We start from the raw sequence: 17,315 nt of genomic DNA, 5'->3' as shown, positions 1-17,315 counted from the left end.
AGTTCTGCCGCCCACCCTTCGCACTCGCCGCAGTCGGCTGCGAAGGGTGGGCGGCGGGCACGGTGGAGTGCCCGGTTCAGTATTTCTTCGGGGGTGACATGATGCCGTTGATGTAGGCGGAGTACGTTTCCACGTTGTCCTTGGTCACGAGGTGGGTTGTGATGTTCGAAATCTTCGGGACGTAATTTCCCAGGACGACGGACTGGAACGCGGTGTCAATCATCTTGGTTCCATTGTCGACGGAGTTCACGTCCACCGAAGCTGTCAGCTTGCCGTTTCGGATTGCATCCATACCTGACAGCAACCCGTCGGCTCCGACGATGACGATGCCCTGTGAGCCGTCCCATTGTTTCAGTCCTGCGGCGTCGACTGCCTGTGAAGCGCCGAGTGCCATGTCCTCGTTCTCACCATATATGGCGTTGATGTCGGGGTGACGCGTGAGAAGGTCCTGGGCTGCGGAGAGTCCTTTGTCGCGCAGGTATCCACCGTCGGCGCTGCCGACTACCTCTATGCCAGGGTTTTCGGTCATGGCCTGGTTGAAGCCGATCAGTCGCGCTTTGGTCCAGTCGGAACCGGCGGGGCCCATGATCTGGACGATCTTGCCCTTGCCCTTGAGGGTGTCCGCGATGAACTTTCCGGCCACGTAGCCGGATTGCCAGCGGTTGTCGTAGCCGATGTTAGAGACGGTGTTGATCTGCTCGACCGGATACAGTTCGACGGGCTGGTTGAACTGGAAGATCTTGGTGCCCGCATCCATTGCGGTCTTGTAGACACCCTGCATGGTCGCGAAGTTCGCGCCCGTGCAGATGAAAACGATGTCGAACTTCCGGCTGGTCCAGGTCTGGACGGTGCTGATCTGTTGTTCAACGGCGCTGAAGTTGCCCGTGGGTGAGGACTTCTCCCACTTCCAGTTCACTCCGTACAGTTGCTCCAGTTGTGCCATCCGGGTGAAGGCGGCGTTTTCCATCTGGGTGTAGTACTCGGAAAGCACCGGGGGGGTGAAGCCGACCTGGAGGGTGCGCCCGTTGACGAGTTTCTTGACAGCGGCGGTGAAATCCGCAGTGCCTTCCTGGCCGCCGCCTCCGCCTCCGCCACCGGCCGTCGATCCGCCGGGAGGAGTTGTGCAGGCGGTGAGCAGACCGAGCGTTCCCATCAGCGCACCTGCCCCGAGGAGGTGGCGGCGCGTGGATCCTGACGTCAGGTTCTCGTTCCGGGGAGGGGTTGTTGTCATTGTATTTCTCCTTTGAAATTCAGGCTGTGGGGCGGGGATGCGGTGTTTTGGCAGGGTCGGCATTGGTGGGTCAGACTGGTCCGGTGCCGGGAATGGTGGATCAGCTCAGGGCCTGCTTGGCCACGGTCGCGGGGGCAGGTTTTTGTTGCGGGTAGTGTTCGATTTCTGCGCTGGTCTGGCGCTGCTTGAAATACGCCGTGAGACGGTCAAGAAGCACGGCGAGCAACAGGATGATTCCGGTGACTACCTGCTGCCATTCGGAGGTGATGCCGGCGATGTTCATGGCGTTGGCGATCAGTGTGATGGTCAGGGCTCCGAGTATGGCGCCGACCATCCGGCCGCGTCCCCCGGTCAGGGCTGCGCCGCCGATGATGGCGGCGGTGATGGCCAGGATTTCGTAGCCGGTTCCCAGGGTGGGGGCGACGTTGGTGGCGCGCCCTGCGAGGATGACGCCGGCCAGGCCGGCACAGCCGCCGCTGACCACGTAGGCGAACGTCTTCACGGCGGGGACTGAAATACCGGAGAGCCGGGCTGCGTCCGGGCTGCCGCCGACAGCGTACAGATGGCGCCCGATAACCGATTTGCGCAGCATCAGTGATACGAGGATGCAGAGGATGATGGCAACGATGATTGGAATGCTGATGATCCCTCCGAGCTTGACCTGGCCTCCGACGAGCCTGTATTCGGGCGTCATGTAGCGGGTGAAGGGTGTTCCCTTGGTCCAGAGGAAGAGCACGCCTCGGGCAACACCGAGCATGGCGAGAGTCGCAACAAAGTCGGGCAGCCCCAGTTTTGTGATCATCAGTGAGTTCAACAGGCCGCAGAAGAGTCCGCAGGCGATGCCTGCGAACAATGCGAGCGGGAGAATCAGTCCCTGATTGATCAGGAAGGCGCACACGCCGGCCGAGAGGCCCATGACGGAACCAACGGACAGGTCGATTCCGCGCGCGATGAGCACGATCGTCATGCCCAGCGCGAGAAGGAGCACAAAAACAGCCTGGTTGGCGATGTTCTCCCAGTTTCCGAAACTGAGGAAGGCAGGCGACACGAAGGTCATCGCGATGATGAAAAGGACAAGCAGCAAGATCAGGCCGGAGCCCGGTTTGGCGAGGAGCCTTTCGAACCGGTAACCGAGGGCAGGTGTGTTCAGGGAAGAAGACATGTCGGGCCTCACTGAGGATTCTGGGTTGCGACCGTTAAGGGGGATACCGGTCGGAGCATGGACTGCAGCCATTTTTGGGCGCCGCGGTCGAAAGCCACCGCGGCGACGATGGCCGCACCGGTCACGATCGAGAACCACAGCGGGTCGACACCGATCAGCTGCAGGCCACGGCTGAGGATGGAAAGGAAGAAGGCTCCGAGCGCGGCCCGCCAGATGCTTCCACGGCCGCCCGCCAGGGCGACACCGCCGACCACACAACCGGCAATCGCCGTGAGTTCATAACCGCCCCCGAGCCCGGGTTGGACGGAATTGAGTTTGGATGCCAGGAGCACGCCACCGACGCCAGCGACAATTCCGGAGATGACGAAGACCGCGAACTTGGTCCTGCGCACGCTGACCGCGGCCAGGTATGCTGCGTTCGGGTTGATGCCGACGGCGTAGACCGTACGTCCGAAAGGTGTCTTGACAAGCGCGACCTCCAGGATGATCAGAATCACGGCCGTGATGAGCACGCCTGTCGGGACACCGGCGATCTTCCCGCCTGCGAGGGCGAGGAAGGAGCTGTCCGTGGTGCCGGTGAGCTGAGTGCGGGCGGTAAAGACCTGGAGCACGCCTGCCCCTATGCTCAGGGTGGCTAGAGTGACGATGAAGTCACTCACCCCGAACCGGGCAACGAAGGCCCCGTTCACGAGACCGAAGATCAGCCCGGTGGCGATCCCGGCGAGGACGGCGAGTGCGGTGGGGGTTCCGTTCATGATGGCGAAGAGCGTGGCGGCCGCGCTCAGACCGATGTTGGACCCGATGGACAGGTCGATTCCGCCGCTGATCAGGACGAAGGTCAGGCCGGCCGCCAGCAGCACCGCTGAAACGGATTCGACGAAGGTGTTGTAGATGTTGTCCGGGCTGAGGAAATAGGGTGATGCGATGGCAAAGTAGACACACATGATCAGGAAGACGATCGAAACGGCGACGCCGTCAATGGCGAGTACTCGTGAAAAACGCTGGAAAATGTTCATGCTGCGACTGCTCCTCGGGTGGCCAGAGAAATGATCCGTTCGCCGAGTTCGCTGGTTTCGGAGGCTGCTTCATCCCGGCCTGTGCTCTCAAGCTCGCCGACGATGGTTCCTTCGCGCATGACGGCGATGCGGTCTGATACGCGGATCAGTTCGGGCAACTCGGAGCTGATCACGATCGCGGCTCCGCCCTGGTCCACGAATTCGTAGATCAGACGGTAGACCTCGGCTTTGGCACCGACGTCGATGCCCTGGGTCGGCTCATCGAAAATAATCAGGTCGGGCTCGGTGAAGAGGCACCGGGCGATGATGACCTTCTGCTGGTTCCCGCCGCTGAGGTTGCGGATCTTTTCCTGCACTGAGCTCGTTTTCACCCCCAGGTCGTGGACATATTTTTTGGCGGTCGCGGTCTCCTGGCCGCCGCGGAGGAACAGTCCTCCCGCGGCTGTCTTTTTCAGGTCCGAGATCGTGATGTTCCTCTTGACCGAGAAGTCCCCGAGAATGGCGTGGGTTTTGCGCTCTTCGGGAACGTAGGCGATGCCTTTCTTCCGGGCATCGCGGGGGGATCGGATGAGGGCCGGTTTGGAATGCAGGAAGATGCTTCCCGAGTCCGGGTGGTCGGCGCCCAGGACCACCATGGCGGTTTCCGTGCGCCCAGCCCCGGCGATGCCCGCCAGCCCGAGGACCTCCCCCCGGCGGACGGACAGACTGATCTCATGAAGAAGGGGGTGCCGGGTGACCGATTCCAGCCGCAGGACTTCGTCCCGGGCTCCGGTGAAGCCGTGGGCCCGCCCTTCCGCGACGATGTCTTCCCGCGCGGCAAGGTTGGAGCGCCCGACCATGAGACGGACGAGCGAGTCCGCGGTCTGCTCGGCAGGGTCCACGGTTGAGACAAGCCGACCGTCGCGGAGCACGGTGATGGTGTCCGCCAGGCCGAAGAGCTCGTCGAGCCGGTGGGTGACCCACAGAAGCGAGATGCCCTTTTGGCGCAATTGGCGCATATAGCTGAACAGTGTGAGGCGTTCGTGGTCCGCCAGCCCGGAGGTGGGTTCATCGAGGATCAGGACCTGTGTCCGGAAGGCCAGGGCTTTGATGATCTGGACGACGTGCTGTTTCAGGGCACCGAGGGCCTCAACCGGGACTTTGATGTCGTGGTCGGTGAGGCCGAACTCGTGCGCGAGTTCAAGGACCCGGGTGCGCATTTCCTTTTCGTCGAGGACGCCGGCGAGCCGGTTCCTGCCGGTGATGATTTCGCGGCCGAGGAAGATGTTTTCCACCGCGGTGAGATTCGGGGCCAGGGATTGTTCCTGGTGGACGGTTGAGATGCCGAGGTCCTGGGCATCGCGGGGAGTGGCGATGGTGACCTCGGAGCCGGAGACCCGGATAGTTCCGGCCGTGGGGGACACTGTTCCGGAAAGGATGTTGATCAGGGTCGACTTCCCCGCCCCGTTCTCGCCGAGGAGCCCGTGGATTTCGCCGGGACGCAGGTCGATGTCGACCTCGGCCAGGGCCACGACTCCGGGGTAGACCTTGCCGATTCCCCGCACGGACACGATGGGCTGATCGGCAGGTCCGGCAGGGACACTTTGAGAGTTTTCGTTGTTGTTCATTCCAGGTGACCTCATTGTCGAGAAACGGCTTCAGAGCTGGTACCCCGGTAACCCGGTGGTCTGATAACTTGCACCGGATGGCTGCCACGGTCCAGTGGAAGGCTGCTGTCAGTCTGGGGCAGCAGGTGCTGTCGAGGACCTCGTCCCGCCGGAGGTCGGCGGGACGAGGTCCGCGCACCGCAGACAGTTCAGGCGGCGTCGATGAGTTCGAGGAATTCCTTGCTCGTGCGCACGTCGCCGTGGTTGGCCTGGATGTTGCGCAGCGCTTCCCAGTGCTGACCGTAGCCCGGCGGGTCGTCCTGGCCCGAGGGAATGGCGGCGGTGGTGTCGGCCAGGACAATAATCTTGTAGTCCTGGTTGGCGCCGTCGATGGCCGTGGCAATCTGGCAGTTGCCCGAGGAGAGTCCTGCGACGACGAGGGTGTCGGCCCCCGCGCGGCGCATGTACTCGCTCAGCGGGGTGCCGTAGAACGAGGAGAAGCGGTGCTTGCGGATCACGGGCTCGTCGTCGAGCGGCTTGAGCTCATCCACGAGCTCGTCGCCGCCGTTGCCCCAGGACCCGGGGAAGCTTTCAAGCTGACCTTCAAGGCCCCACTTGACGTCGGCATAGCCGGCGTCCTTGCCATCCGCGCGCAGGCCCCACAGGGACCAAACGACCGGGATCCCCTTTGCGCGGCAGGCTTCGAGCACGTTCTTCACCGGCTCGATGACGTCCTTGCCCTCCGGGGCACCGCCGACGCTGGGAATGTACATTGCCCCGCCGGGCTCTGCGCAGGCCTTCTGCATGTCGAGGACGAGCAGCATCGTCTTCTTTGGATCGATGGTCGGAGCAAGGTAGTGCGAACGGTCGATGACTTTATCAATGTTTTCGTAGGTGTAGTCCAGTGACGACATTTCTTCTCCTTGTTGCGGGTGCCGGCAGCATCGCCGGCGCCCATCGGTTTTCCGCGCGGCCGCGGACTTCAAGCCTCACGGGCCACCTGCCCTGCACAGAGAACTGGATGGCAGGTGATCCGGTGGTCTGAACACTACGAGAGGACCAAGATCTCTGTCAATACCTTTCCGTGATTTCTGTCACGGCGGCCGGGATGGCGCTTAACGTGCGCTGCTCGGTGCGGGGCGACCAGGGGCGGTTTCGTGTTTCAGGGTCATCCGGGATGGAGCAGTTGCGCCGATTTTTTTGGGAAGCCGGAGGCGGGGGATTGACGGGAACGGGTTCCTGGGGAAAACTTTTGGTCAGACCACCCGGTCATCGAACCAATAAATATGATCGGGGCGACCGTGACATAACGCGCGGTCTTAGTGCCGGAGGTAGTGGAAAGCCGATGAAAAAATTCATGAATGAACCGTCTGCCGCGGTCGATGACTACGTGGCAGGGCTGGTCGGCGCGCACCGGGGGATCCTGGACTGGGACGCCGGCAACCGCGTGCTTCAGCGCCGGGAACTTCCCTCGCGTCCCAAGGTGGGCCTTGTGGGCGGCGGGGGGTCGGGCTGCGAACCGACGCATACCGGTTTCGTCGGCTACGGAATGCTTGATGCCGCCGCACCGGGGCAGATCTTCACATCTCCGGTCCCGAATCAGATCGTGGCCGCCACCCGCCGCGCCGACTCGGGAAAGGGTGTTCTGCACATCATCAAGAATTTTACGGGCGAGGTCATGAATTTTGGGATGGCCCAGGAGATCCTCTTTTTCGAAGATATCCAAGTGGCCCAGGTTGTCGTCAATGATGACGTATCGATTCCCGACGACGGGGAGACCGCCGGCCGGAGGGGCCTCGGGGCCACGGTTCTTGTCGAAAAGATCGCCGGGGCCGCCGCCGAGGAAGGTGCGGAGCTGGCCGAAGTGCTGGCCCTTGCCCAGAAGGTGGTCTCCCGGTCCGGGACGTTCGCGGTCGGATTGTCCTCGTGCACTCCGCCTGCACGCGGAAAACCTGTCTACGAACTTGCCGATGCCGACATGGATCTGGGCATCGGCATCAGCGGTGAACCCGGGCGCGAACGGGTCCCGATGTCAAGCGCACAGGAAATTGCGCGGTTGATGGTCAACGAGGTCTTATCCGACATCGCGCCGGCGGAAGGCGCCGAGCTGCTCATGCTTGTCAACGGGATGGGAGCCACTCCGCACCAGGAAATGTATCTTCTGGCCGGTGAGCTTGCCGCGGCGGCGGAAGCCCGCGGCGCCCGTGTCACACGTCAGCTGGTGGGAAATTTCGTGACTTCCCTCGATCAGGCCGGAGCCGCCGTAACCTTCCTGGAACTTGACCCGGAGCTGACCAGGCTTTGGGATGCTCCGGTCCAGACAGTCGCACTGAGATGGGGACGATGAGGATGACAACCATGGAGATGAGCCTGACCAGACCGGACCTGGAGCGCTGGATCCTGGACTTTGCACACCAGATCATCGAGCAGCACGTCGTCCTCAGCGATCTGGATGCCGCCAGCGGCGACGCAGATCACGGTTCGAATATGGAGCGCGGGATGTCGGCACTGCTGCAGTCCGTGCCGGGTTGGGACAGCACGGCGCTTCCCGGGGAGTTCCTCAAGCAGGTCGGCCTGCACATCGTGTCCTCGGTCGGCGGATCCAGCGGAGCCCTCTACGGAACGATCTTCCTGCGGATGGCCCGTACCGTGGGCGACGCGCCGTCGATCAACGCCGGGCTGCTGTCGGACGCCTTCGAGGCGGCCGCGCAGGGCGTCGTTGAGCGCGGCAACGTCAAACAGGGGGACAAGACCATGTATGACGCGCTGGCGCCCTCCGTCCAGGCGCTGCGGGCGCAGTTGACGGCGAAGAAGTCCCCGTCGGAGGCCCTGCAATCCGCCGCGGCAGCGGCTGAGGCCGGTCGTGATGCGACCGCCGACATGGTCGCCCGTAAAGGGAAATCGAGTTACGCCCGCGAGAAGTCCCGGGGGTTCATCGATCCCGGCGCAACCTCTGTTGCCATGCTGATCCGGTCGGCAGCCAGGACACTCGGATAGGCCACGCATTTTCTACAAGGAGAGCTTCCCGCCGCTCTGTCCCGCGTGGATCGGGCGGGCCGCTTGCAGGGGGTGTCCCGGGGCTATCGCTCTCCGGGAACGCCCGTCGTGCGTGGGGCTCGTGGTCCCCATGCCGCGGGATTTAACGAGCGCAGCCATCCGGCCGCAGACGATTTCAAACCCTTGACATCGATATGCAAATACGGCAGAGTTCAGACCACCTGATGACCGGATGATTGGACGCGAAGGGCACGGGAGAGGACCGGAACAGTTTTCCGGCGTTCACCGGCCGTTCCGAAACTGTCCGGACGCCGGGTCTGCATGGTCGGGACGCAGAAGCCGCCCCGGATGGGCGGGGCCTTAATCCCCGTTTTGAATTCACACAATGAGAAAGGTAGCGACCCCATGAGTTTGCATGGATCCAAGATTGCCCTGTTGATTGAAGATGAGTACCAGATCCTGGAAGGCTGGTACCCGCTGCTCCGCCTGCAGGAGGCCGGAGCGGATGTCCGGGTCATCGGCAGCGGAACGAAGAACAGTTACCACAGCAAGGAGGGCTACCCGATGGAGGTCGACGCGGCCGCCGCGGACGTCAGCGCTTCGGACTTTGACGCCGTCGTTGTCCCGGGCGGCTTCGCGCCGGACAACATGCGCCTGCACCCTGAAATGATCGGTCTCGTCCGGGACATGAACGAGGCAGGCAAGCTCGTCACCGCGATCTGCCACGGCGGATGGGTCCTCGCATCCGCCGGCGTACTCAAAGGCAAGCACGCCACCGGCTACCTGCCGATCAAGGACGACGTGGTAAACGCCGGCGGCACCTGGGTTGATGAGGCTGTGGTCGTGGACGGGAACGTCATCACCTCCAGGACCCCTGTCGATCTTCCCGACTTCACCCGCGCGATCATCGCGCACATGGAAGGACGCCCGGTCGGAACTGAACACGCGACGCACAACCGCGCCACGGACCTGACCAACGACCCTGCCGGCACGCGGTACGAGACCGGGGTGGCCGTCTCTTAGCGAGCGGCCATGCCCGCGGCAGAAGCAACAGGACCGCGGGATTACGGCGGGAGGGCCGCGTTCCGGCGACCCCGGCGGCGCGCGGCCCCGACCGCACAGGCTCGATTCCCGCATCGGAGGAATCGAAATAGAGAAGGTACGGACGGCACGGGTGCCGTCATCGAACTTAGGAGAATCTCAGTGGCTACAACGAAGAAGCCTGAACCCGTTGACGTCGTCGTCGTCGGGCTGGGTGCCAACGGCGGTACGGCGGCGAAGGTCTTGAGTGAGGCCGGGCTGAAGGTTATCGGTTTTGACCGCGGCCCGTGGCTTCGCGCCCAGGAGCACTACTCCGGGGACGAGCTCAAGTTCGTCAACCGCAACTACATGTGGCCGGACCCCACGCTGTTCCCGCGGACCCTCCGGTACGCAGAAGACGAAGTGGCCCAGCCCTTTTCGTTCTCCCCAACGCCGCAGATGGTCGGCGGCGGGACGAACCACTGGGCCGGCTGGGTTCCCAGGCCCCGCGAATCGGACTTCATGCTGCGCTCCCTGCATGGCGACGTCGACGGCATGAACCTCGCGGACTGGCCGTTCCGTTACGAGCATCTGGAGCCCTACCTGACGAAGGTCGAATGGGCCTTCGGGGTTTCGGGAATCGCCGGCGCCGATAAGTACGAACCCTACCGCTCCAGGGGGTATCCCAGCCCGCCCCTGCGGCCCACCCGTTACGGGAAGCGTTTCTACGACGCGTGCAACAAGATGGGCATCAACGCGTTCCCGATCCCTCACGCGATGGTCACCAACGACCATAACGGGCGTGACCCGTTCAACAAGACCAGCTTCTGGAACCAGTACGGCGACCCGTCCGGCGCCCGGTCCAACATCCTGACAACCTTCATCCCGGACGCGTTGGCCACCGGAAACTTCGAGGTCCGCGCCGAAAGTTTCGTCCGCGAAGTGAAGATGGGCAAAGACGGGAAAGCCACCGGGGTCCTCTACGTGGATCCGGACGGCAACGAGGTCGAGCAGGACGCTAAGATTGTCGTTCTTGCATTGGGCGCCATCGAATCCGCACGTTTGATGTTGCTCTCCCGCTCCTCTCAGTTCCCCGACGGCCTGGCGAACAGCACCGGCCTCGTGGGCAAGAACGCCACTTTCCACGAATACCTCTTCGCGGTCGGCTTGTTCGACAACGAGATCGACGAACCGTTGAACGGTTTCACCGGCAACTACATCTCCGGCGGATCCCTCGAATTTTACGAAACGGACGAAAACCGCGGACACATCGGCGGCTGCATCATTTCCGCTTCCCAGACCTGCCACCCCGTCAACTGGGTCTTCCCGGGGCGCCCGACCTGGGGCGACGCGCTCAAAGACGCGGACCGAAACTACTTCAACCACGCCATGAAGATCGGCCTGATCCTGCACGACATGCCCGTGGAATCGAACCGTGTTGACCTCGACCCGACCGTCCAGGATGCCTGGGGTCTCCCGGTCGCCCGCATCACCCACCGGCCGCACGCCAACGACATCGCCATGGGCAAATGGCAGGTTGATAAGAACGCCGAGATCCTCGAAGCCGCCGGGGCCCGCAAGACGGTCCCGGTCTACCTCGACAAGATGACCGGCAATACCTGCCACCAGCACGGCACCGCCCGCATGGGCCTGGACCCTTCCAAGAGCGTGCTGAATGAATGGGGCCAGGCCCACGACGTCGAGAACCTGTTCGTGGTTGACGGCTCGGGTTTCCCGACGGCCACCGGCGTGAACCCGACCCTGACCATGATGGCCAACGCCTGGCGCTGCTCTGACTACATCGCCAATACCTACTCCAAGGGCCGGGTCGAACGGCTCGCACAGCCTGCCTGAGGGAAAGGACAGTCCTGAAATGACACTGAAATCAGAATGGGAAATCGTCGGCGAACCCGTAGACCCGGATTCGACAGAGCGGTACTTCTTCACCGAACACGAATGGAACACCGTCGAAGCGGCAACGGCCCGCATCATGCCCACAGACCACGACCCGGGGGCCAGGGAAGCACGAGTGATCGTCTTCATCGATCGGTACGTGTCGGGGATCGACTACATTTTCGCGGCAGCCGACGGCTCGGGATTCCTGAAACTCGCAGGCAAACATGCCGACGCCTGGCGGGGCCGACAATACAAGATGCAGGAACTCTACCGTGAAGGCGTCAAGGCTTTGGACGCGATTGCGCGGAACCTGGACGGAAAGAACTTCGTCGACCTTGACGAGGAAGAACAGGACCAGGTCCTGATTGCGCTCTCAGGCGCACCGAAACCAATCAAGGTCACCCTCGGTACCAAGGAACCCGTCACGACCTTCCTCCAGGGCTCATTCGATGAAAACCTTCCGTTCTTCGACACACTGTGCCTCCACACCCGTCAAGGGTTCTACAGCGACCCTGTGTACGGAGGCAACAAGGACCAGATGGGATGGAAAACCATCGGATTCCCCGGCCCGAAGTCCCTGAAGGACACCATGGACGGCACCTACGACACCACCGAGTACTTCTATGACGGCGAGTACGACTGGTACGACCTGATCCCGTACCTGAACCAGTCGGCTCCCCGCGAACAGTAACCAGAAAGACGGACCGGCGGCCCGGCATTTCCTCGAAGTGCCGGGCCGCCGGTCCGCAGACACGCCACACTCGCGAAAGGACCCAAGAGAATGAAAATAACAGAGATAAGGGCGTTCCCGGTCGGGGTGCCCCTGGAGGAGCCCCTGCGATGGGGGGCCATGGAAGTCAACGTCAAAGGAGGCATCCTCGTCCGGGTGAAAACCGACGAAGGAATCGAAGGAATCGGCGAAGCGGGTTTCTCGGCTGAGTACTTCTCAACAGTAGGTCCGCTGATCAACCAGCAGCTTGGGCCGATGCTCATCGGACGCGACCCGCTCGACATCGCCTCGATCTGGCAGGACATGCTGAACGCCACTCATATGTGGGGCCGCCGCGGCATCGAAACCTATGCCCTCAGCGGCATCGACATCGCCCTATGGGACCTTCTCGGCAAGGCCAGCAACCAGCCCGTGTACCGTCTGCTGGGAGCATCCAAGTCCAAGGTCAAGGCCTACTACGCACCGTCTCTGAAACCGACCGACGAGATCGTGGAAGAATCAATCGCCGCTGTTGAGCAGGGATTCTCCGCCATGAAGCTGCGCAACGGACCGAGCATCCGCCACGGCGTCGACATGGTTTCCCGGGTCCGCGACGCAGTAGGCCCGGACATCGACATCATGGTCGATGCCAACATGGCCTTCGACCGCCGCGAGGCGCTTACCCTCGCCCGGGAACTCGAACAACTGGGCGTCCTGTGGCTGGAGGAACCCATTCTTTCCCGGAGCCTGACCCAGTACATCGATGATCACTCCTGGCTGGCCGACCGAGTCTCACTCAAACTCGCCGGGGGAGAGTCGCTGCTCACCCGGTACGAGTATCTCGATCTGCTGCGCAAGCGGACCTTCGACGTCCTCCAGCCGGACTGCACCAGCGTCGGTGGTATCTCCGAATGCAAGCGTGTCGCTGACATGGCCAGCTCATGGAACCTCTTGTGTGTGCCCCATATCGCCTGCAGCTCCGGAACCGGGGTGGCACTGGCAGCAGGACTTCACACGATCCTCAGCTGCGAAAATGCGCCAATGATCGAATTCGACGCCTACGGCGGACCCGGCTGGGACGGCCTCCTGGAACAGCCGCTGACCGCCACCGGCGGATATGTCGAAGCGCGTGACGTTCCGGGGCTGGGCATCGAGTTCCCTGAGGGGGCCTTGGAGAAATACACCCTTACCGGTGCCCGGTTCCAATGAGCCGCCGCATCCCCTGAAACCGCGTCACGGTCCAGGGATCGCACTCGCACCAACGGAGTGCGATCCCGGAACCTGTTCGGACCGGACCCACAGATGCGACGGTATCTGCGGGCATGGCCCGTAAAAAGCTTCAGCAGAGAACACGGTAAACGATGCAGTGCCGACAGGCAGCATCGATTGGAGGATCATGAGAACGCTGCGAGTGGATGTTGCCCTGGATGCCCGCGCCGACCTCGCCGAAGGACCATGGTGGGACCAGCAACGCGGGGAACTCCTGTGGGTTGACATCTTCGCCGGCAGAATCCACATGTTCGACCCCGTCTCGGGCCAGGACCGCAGCATCGATGTCGGGCAACCTGTCGGAATGGTCGCCCGACGCCGGACCGGGGGCCTGGTGTGCGCCGTCCGTGACGGAATCGGATTCATCAACCCCGACGGGAACGCCTTCGAACTTGCCGTCCGTATTGAGGCCGAGAATCCGGGAAACCGGATGAATGACGGCGCCTGCGACCCCGCCGGCAGGCTCTGGGCCGGAACCATGGCAACCGACCTCTCCCCGTCCGCCGGAAGCCTCTACAGCATCAGCACCACCATGCACGTAGCACCGGTACTGACGGGAGTATCCATCTCCAACGGCCTGGACTGGAGCCCCGACGGACGCACCTTCTACTTCACCGACTCGACCACCCGGCGCCTGGACGCATACGATTTCAACGTCGAAACCGGGGAAATCAGCAACCGCCGGGTTCTCATTGACCTCCCCGACCCGGTCGCAACCCCCGACGGAATCACAGTGGACGCCGAAGGAACCATCTGGGTGGCCATGTGGGACGGCGGCCGGGTCCAACGGTTCAGCCCCACGGGCAGGCTGCTGGAAACAGTCATCCTGCCCGTCACACGACCCACAAGCGTCGCATTCGGTGGCCCCGACCTCAAGCAGCTGTTCATCACCTCCGCCCGGAACGGTCTTTCGCCCCGGCAGCAATCGGATGAACCGCATGCCGGCGCCATCTTTGTCATCGAACCCGGCGTGACTGGACGCCTCCCCTGGGCCTTCGGTGGATAAGACGCCGCGGTTGGCGGCAGTGCAGGGAAAGTACGGAGGCCGAGCGGTTGGCCTAGTCGTATTTTCTTTATGGTGGCCAAGGCTGGGGGTGCCGTGGAGGGGGTTTAAGGCGTCGTCTTCCCCTTCGATGCCGATGTGGCATTGATGGCCGACGCCAGACAGTGCGCGGAAGACTTTTTCCCAAGGGATATCGCCGCGTCCGGCGGAGACGGAGTCCCGGCCGCGGCGAGGTCTTCCCCGGGCAGGTGGGGACCCAACAACGTGTTGCTTCCGCTCACGGGGAGCTAAGAGTTGTGCATTTGACGTGATAGATGAGCTCCTTGAAGTCCCAGATGAAGAAGGTGGGGTCGAGCCGTGCCACATCTAAATGGCTCAGGTCCCAGCGACGACAACCAAGATACGCCCTGAAGGGATGCAATGAATGTAACGGCAGAAGGTGTAAAGTCGGCTGAACCGAAGGCGCTGGAGAGCAGCCGGCCGTTATCGGCGAAAACCGAAGAATATCTTTTGAGTGTTGTAGTGACCGATCCGGCGATGCTGCAGGAACAGTTAAGTGCCGCGATGGCCCAAGCTCAAACGCAAGCACAGAGCCGCAGACGCGGTCTCATGCTGACACGCCACAACGCAACCTTCTTTGAGGTTCAACCAAGCGCCGAGGTCGACTTCCGTACCACGCTTGAACGGGACCTATGGTCGAGAGCATAGGTGCGCCACGATCGAAAACTCGAGTTCCTGCATCGGATGCACCCCCCTGCGGCTTCACGCCGCTAATGAATAATAATTATGTCAATCTGAATCGATATTATTGCAATCTGATGCCGGAACCAGAGGTACGGAGGAAGACGACGCTTCCGGTCGGAGCCATGAAAGGGTGTCATGAAAATCGTCATCGCCGACCCGGACTTGCGCGTCCATCGGGCCGTCTTCGAAGCGGCACTCGGGCCGGACATGGTGATCTCCTGGCACAACTCATGGGATGAACCTTCGGTCCTGACCGCTCTTGAGGACGCCGACGTGTTTGTCGGATCCCGTCTGACAGCGACCATGGGAGCAGCGGGGCCCAGGATCCGGCTGGTCCACACCGCGGGGGCAGGGTACGACGGCATCGATTTTAACGCGCTCCCAATCCTGGCGGTTTGCGCGAACACCTTCCACCACGAAGGCTCGGTGGCCGAATACGTCGCGGCAACCCTGATTGCGCTTCGGCGCAACCTCATTGGCCAGGACGCCGCGCTCAGGGCCGGCATCTGGCACTCCCCGTCCTACTGCACGGACCTCCCTCAGCCCGAAACGCTCAGGGGAGCGGTCGTCACCTTGCTCGGCTTCGGTCACATCGGCGCCGCATCCTGGCAACTCCTCCAAGCCTTCGGCACCGAAGGGATCGCCATCACTCGGACCGGTTCCGTCACCGCGGACGCACACGCGCTGCGCTGGGCAGGCACCATGGAGAACTTGCATGAAGCGTTGACGGAATCTGATGCCCTTCTCATCAGCGTCCCCCTGGCGGTCAACACCACGGGAATCATCGGCCCTGCCGAACTGGATGCGCTCGGGCCCGGCGGCCTCCTGGTCAACGTCGCCCGCGGCCCCGTTGTCCAGGAAGAAGCTCTCTACCTCGCACTGAAAGATCGACGGATCGCTGGCGCAGCCATCGACGTCTGGTACCGGCATCCCGGTGCCGACGGCCGCGGAAAACCAGGTGCGCTGCCCTTCGGAAGCCTCGACAACATCATCATGACGCCGCACTCCTCGGCCGTCACCGCAGAAACCTTCCGTGGACGGTCACAGGAGATCATTGAAAACATCAACCGCCTGGCCGCCGACCGACCACTACGGAACGTCGTAATCACCGGAAGAACGAATAAGCCGGCAGGGGACCCGACACCGTGAAACCAGACTTTGTCGGGAAACCTGCCGACCTCGGAATCTGCCCGTAGCGGGCAACCACCGGCGGTCTTTCAAAAATTTGCATGCCACCGTTACGGAAGCGAATATGGCGGAAGAACTCCATTCAGTCTTATCACCTCCACCCCCACCACCGTGCTTGGAAGAGCACACAGGTCTGGGCTTCTGCGGTGATATTCAGCAGCCGACTTTATGCTCTTCAAGGGAACTCGCTCGCCCGGCGCTGCCCGGCTGATCACCCACAACACGCGACCCGATATCCATAACTAAAAGGATTCCTGTTTTCAGCGGCCAGAACTGCCATGCCAGAACTGCCATTGAGTATTTGAGGCTTTGAGCACCACCCAATCGTGCGGTTCAGCACCACCGATCGTGCGGTTCAGCACCACCGATCGTGCGGGAGAGCGCCAGTGGTGGTGTGGCTGGGAGCCACTGACGCCCTCCGTCATCGATTACACGCTGGCCAGCGCGGTGTGCTCCCTCATGTTGTAGGTGCCCGTCTCAACCCAGATCGTGTTGTGGATGATCCGGTCCATGATCGCGTCTGCATGAACACCGGAGCCGAGGCGCTGGTGCCAGTCCTTCTGCGAGTACTGGGTGCAGAACACCGTCGACGTTTCGCCGTAACGGCGCTCCATCAGCTCCAGCAGCATGCCGCGCATCGATTCTGTCGGCCGGTCCAGTAACCACTCGTCAATGACGAGCAACGTGAATGCGGCGTATTTGCGTAGGAACTTCCCGGACCCGCCGGGAGTGTCTTGAGCGGCGATCCAGGTTTCTTCGAGGTCGGGCATGCGGACGTAGTGGGCGCGGATGCGGTGCTCGCAGGCGCGTTTGGCGATCGCGCATCCCAGATACGACTTCCCTGACCCGGTGAACCCCTGGAAGACGACGTTCTGCTGCCGGGTCACGACTGAGCAGGTGCCGAGCTGGGTCAGCAACGGCCGGTTCAGGCCGCGCTCGTCGAGCAGGTCGATGCGGCGCAAATCCGCGTTCGGATAACGCAGCCCCGCCCGTCGGATCAGCCCGGCGACCTTGGAGTGCATGAAGGTGGAGTAGGCGTCATCGACGACCAACCTCACCCGCTCTTCGAACGACAGACTGATCGACAGCGTCTCGTCCTGGGTGTCGATCGCCTCGAGCAGCCTCGCTCGCGTTCATCTCCCGGAGCTTGCGTTTGGTCTCCCCGTCCAGGCGGCTCAACGGATCCCTCTGGCGTAGTAGGCGCTGCCGCGGACGTATCCGCCATCATCGCCCTCAGGCTCCTCAGGGGCGTGGCCGGTCTTGTCCTGCCCGGTATCGAGGATCGGTCTCAGGTGCGCATACCGCGGGGAGCGGATCGGCCCCCGCAGCGCGAGCTGACGGGCCGCTTCGACCCGGGCCGGGGAGAACCGGCGCGATAGCCGCAGCACTGCCAACGCCGGGTCGAACCCGGCCTCCTCGATGGAGGCTGCTTCGAAGATTTTGCCGATCACCGTCACCGTGGCCGGGCCCATCAGGGCTGCCCAGGCCTCAATC

Annotated in this window: 15 protein-coding genes and 1 pseudogene; 9 read left to right on the top strand and 7 right to left on the bottom strand. The window is 62.6% G+C overall.

Annotated features, from left to right (window positions below; all coding sequences use genetic code 11):
• Positions 1–76 precede the first annotated feature (76 nt).
• From NG701_RS02525 to NG701_RS02505, 5 genes are all read right to left on the bottom strand, one after another.
• Positions 77–1,231 (bottom strand): sugar ABC transporter substrate-binding protein, encoded by a 1,155-nt coding sequence (locus NG701_RS02525; protein ID WP_252564252.1) that lies wholly within the window; start codon positions 1,229–1,231, stop codon positions 77–79.
• Positions 1,232–1,331: 100 nt separating this feature from the next.
• A complete protein-coding gene (locus tag NG701_RS02520; RefSeq protein WP_252564251.1) occupies positions 1,332–2,393 on the bottom strand; it encodes an ABC transporter permease in 1,062 nt (353 codons plus the stop codon).
• Between the two features lie 8 nt (positions 2,394–2,401).
• Complete coding sequence (locus NG701_RS02515; RefSeq protein ID WP_252564249.1) at positions 2,402–3,409, bottom strand: ABC transporter permease; 1,008 nt, start codon at positions 3,407–3,409, stop codon at positions 2,402–2,404.
• On the bottom strand, positions 3,406–5,016 hold the full coding sequence (locus NG701_RS02510; RefSeq protein ID WP_252564248.1) for a sugar ABC transporter ATP-binding protein: 1,611 nt from the start codon (positions 5,014–5,016) through the stop codon (positions 3,406–3,408). Before NG701_RS02510 ends, NG701_RS02515 begins: the two co-directional genes overlap by 4 nt.
• Before the next feature lie 188 nt (positions 5,017–5,204).
• Positions 5,205–5,909, bottom strand: coding sequence for a cysteine hydrolase family protein (locus NG701_RS02505; protein WP_252564246.1), 705 nt, complete (start codon positions 5,907–5,909; stop codon positions 5,205–5,207).
• Between the two features lie 431 nt (positions 5,910–6,340).
• Between NG701_RS02505 and NG701_RS02500 the strand changes: the two genes are divergently transcribed.
• The 9 genes from NG701_RS02500 (at position 6,341) to NG701_RS02460 (ending at position 15,782) form a co-directional block, all read left to right on the top strand.
• Complete coding sequence (locus NG701_RS02500) at positions 6,341–7,342, top strand: dihydroxyacetone kinase subunit DhaK (protein WP_252564243.1); 1,002 nt, start codon at positions 6,341–6,343, stop codon at positions 7,340–7,342.
• 2 nt (positions 7,343–7,344) lie between these two features.
• Positions 7,345–7,992, top strand: coding sequence for a dihydroxyacetone kinase subunit DhaL (gene dhaL / locus NG701_RS02495; RefSeq protein ID WP_252564241.1), 648 nt, complete (start codon positions 7,345–7,347; stop codon positions 7,990–7,992).
• 405 nt (positions 7,993–8,397) lie between these two features.
• A complete protein-coding gene (locus NG701_RS02490; protein ID WP_252564239.1) occupies positions 8,398–9,015 on the top strand; it encodes a type 1 glutamine amidotransferase domain-containing protein in 618 nt (205 codons plus the stop codon).
• A 180-nt stretch (positions 9,016–9,195) separates the two neighbouring features.
• Entirely contained in the window at positions 9,196–10,866 is a 1,671-nt protein-coding gene (locus NG701_RS02485) for a GMC family oxidoreductase (RefSeq protein ID WP_252564237.1), read from the top strand.
• Positions 10,867–10,885: 19 nt separating this feature from the next.
• Positions 10,886–11,599, top strand: a complete 714-nt coding sequence (locus NG701_RS02480; RefSeq protein WP_252564235.1) for a gluconate 2-dehydrogenase subunit 3 family protein — start codon at positions 10,886–10,888, stop codon at positions 11,597–11,599.
• Positions 11,600–11,689: 90 nt separating this feature from the next.
• The gene (locus NG701_RS02475) at positions 11,690–12,826 is read left to right on the top strand and encodes a mandelate racemase/muconate lactonizing enzyme family protein (protein WP_252564234.1); all 1,137 of its coding nucleotides are present in this window, start codon (positions 11,690–11,692) and stop codon (positions 12,824–12,826) included.
• Between the two features lie 187 nt (positions 12,827–13,013).
• Positions 13,014–13,892, top strand: a complete 879-nt coding sequence (locus NG701_RS02470) for an SMP-30/gluconolactonase/LRE family protein (protein ID WP_252564232.1) — start codon at positions 13,014–13,016, stop codon at positions 13,890–13,892.
• Between the two features lie 417 nt (positions 13,893–14,309).
• Positions 14,310–14,597 (top strand): hypothetical protein, encoded by a 288-nt coding sequence (locus NG701_RS02465; RefSeq protein WP_252564223.1) that lies wholly within the window; start codon positions 14,310–14,312, stop codon positions 14,595–14,597.
• 171 nt (positions 14,598–14,768) lie between these two features.
• Complete coding sequence (locus NG701_RS02460) at positions 14,769–15,782, top strand: 2-hydroxyacid dehydrogenase (RefSeq protein WP_252564221.1); 1,014 nt, start codon at positions 14,769–14,771, stop codon at positions 15,780–15,782.
• 467 nt (positions 15,783–16,249) lie between these two features.
• Here NG701_RS02460 and NG701_RS02455 read toward each other — a convergent pair.
• Together NG701_RS02455 and NG701_RS02450 are read right to left on the bottom strand one after the other, a co-directional pair.
• Positions 16,250–17,000, bottom strand: a pseudogene (locus NG701_RS02455) (ATP-binding protein).
• Positions 16,997–17,272: a hypothetical protein gene (locus NG701_RS02450; protein ID WP_252564219.1), complete on the bottom strand. Its 276-nt coding sequence runs from the start codon at positions 17,270–17,272 to the stop codon at positions 16,997–16,999. The pseudogene NG701_RS02455 and the gene NG701_RS02450 overlap by 4 nt, the downstream one beginning before the upstream one ends.
• Between the last annotated feature and the right edge of the window lie 43 nt (positions 17,273–17,315).

It is taken from the genome of Pseudarthrobacter cellobiosi (assembly GCF_023913815.1).
Lineage (GTDB): Bacteria > Actinomycetota > Actinomycetes > Actinomycetales > Micrococcaceae > Arthrobacter > Arthrobacter cellobiosi.
This window is presented reverse-complemented; position numbering and strand designations above follow the sequence as displayed.

Coding starts and splice junctions, on each gene's coding strand:
- NG701_RS02510 (WP_252564248.1), bottom strand. CDS start 5,016: ATGAACAACAACGAAAACTCTCAAAGTGTCCCTGCCGGACCTGCCGAT.
- NG701_RS02520 (WP_252564251.1), bottom strand. CDS start 2,393: ATGTCTTCTTCCCTGAACACACCTGCCCTCGGTTACCGGTTCGAAAGG.
- NG701_RS02505 (WP_252564246.1), bottom strand. CDS start 5,909: ATGTCGTCACTGGACTACACCTACGAAAACATTGATAAAGTCATCGAC.
- NG701_RS02470 (WP_252564232.1), top strand. CDS start 13,014: ATGAGAACGCTGCGAGTGGATGTTGCCCTGGATGCCCGCGCCGACCTC.
- NG701_RS02500 (WP_252564243.1), top strand. CDS start 6,341: ATGAAAAAATTCATGAATGAACCGTCTGCCGCGGTCGATGACTACGTG.
- NG701_RS02515 (WP_252564249.1), bottom strand. CDS start 3,409: ATGAACATTTTCCAGCGTTTTTCACGAGTACTCGCCATTGACGGCGTC.
- NG701_RS02525 (WP_252564252.1), bottom strand. CDS start 1,231: ATGACAACAACCCCTCCCCGGAACGAGAACCTGACGTCAGGATCCACG.
- NG701_RS02460 (WP_252564221.1), top strand. CDS start 14,769: ATGAAAATCGTCATCGCCGACCCGGACTTGCGCGTCCATCGGGCCGTC.
- NG701_RS02480 (WP_252564235.1), top strand. CDS start 10,886: ATGACACTGAAATCAGAATGGGAAATCGTCGGCGAACCCGTAGACCCG.
- dhaL (WP_252564241.1), top strand. CDS start 7,345: ATGACAACCATGGAGATGAGCCTGACCAGACCGGACCTGGAGCGCTGG.
- NG701_RS02490 (WP_252564239.1), top strand. CDS start 8,398: ATGAGTTTGCATGGATCCAAGATTGCCCTGTTGATTGAAGATGAGTAC.
- NG701_RS02465 (WP_252564223.1), top strand. CDS start 14,310: ATGAATGTAACGGCAGAAGGTGTAAAGTCGGCTGAACCGAAGGCGCTG.
- NG701_RS02475 (WP_252564234.1), top strand. CDS start 11,690: ATGAAAATAACAGAGATAAGGGCGTTCCCGGTCGGGGTGCCCCTGGAG.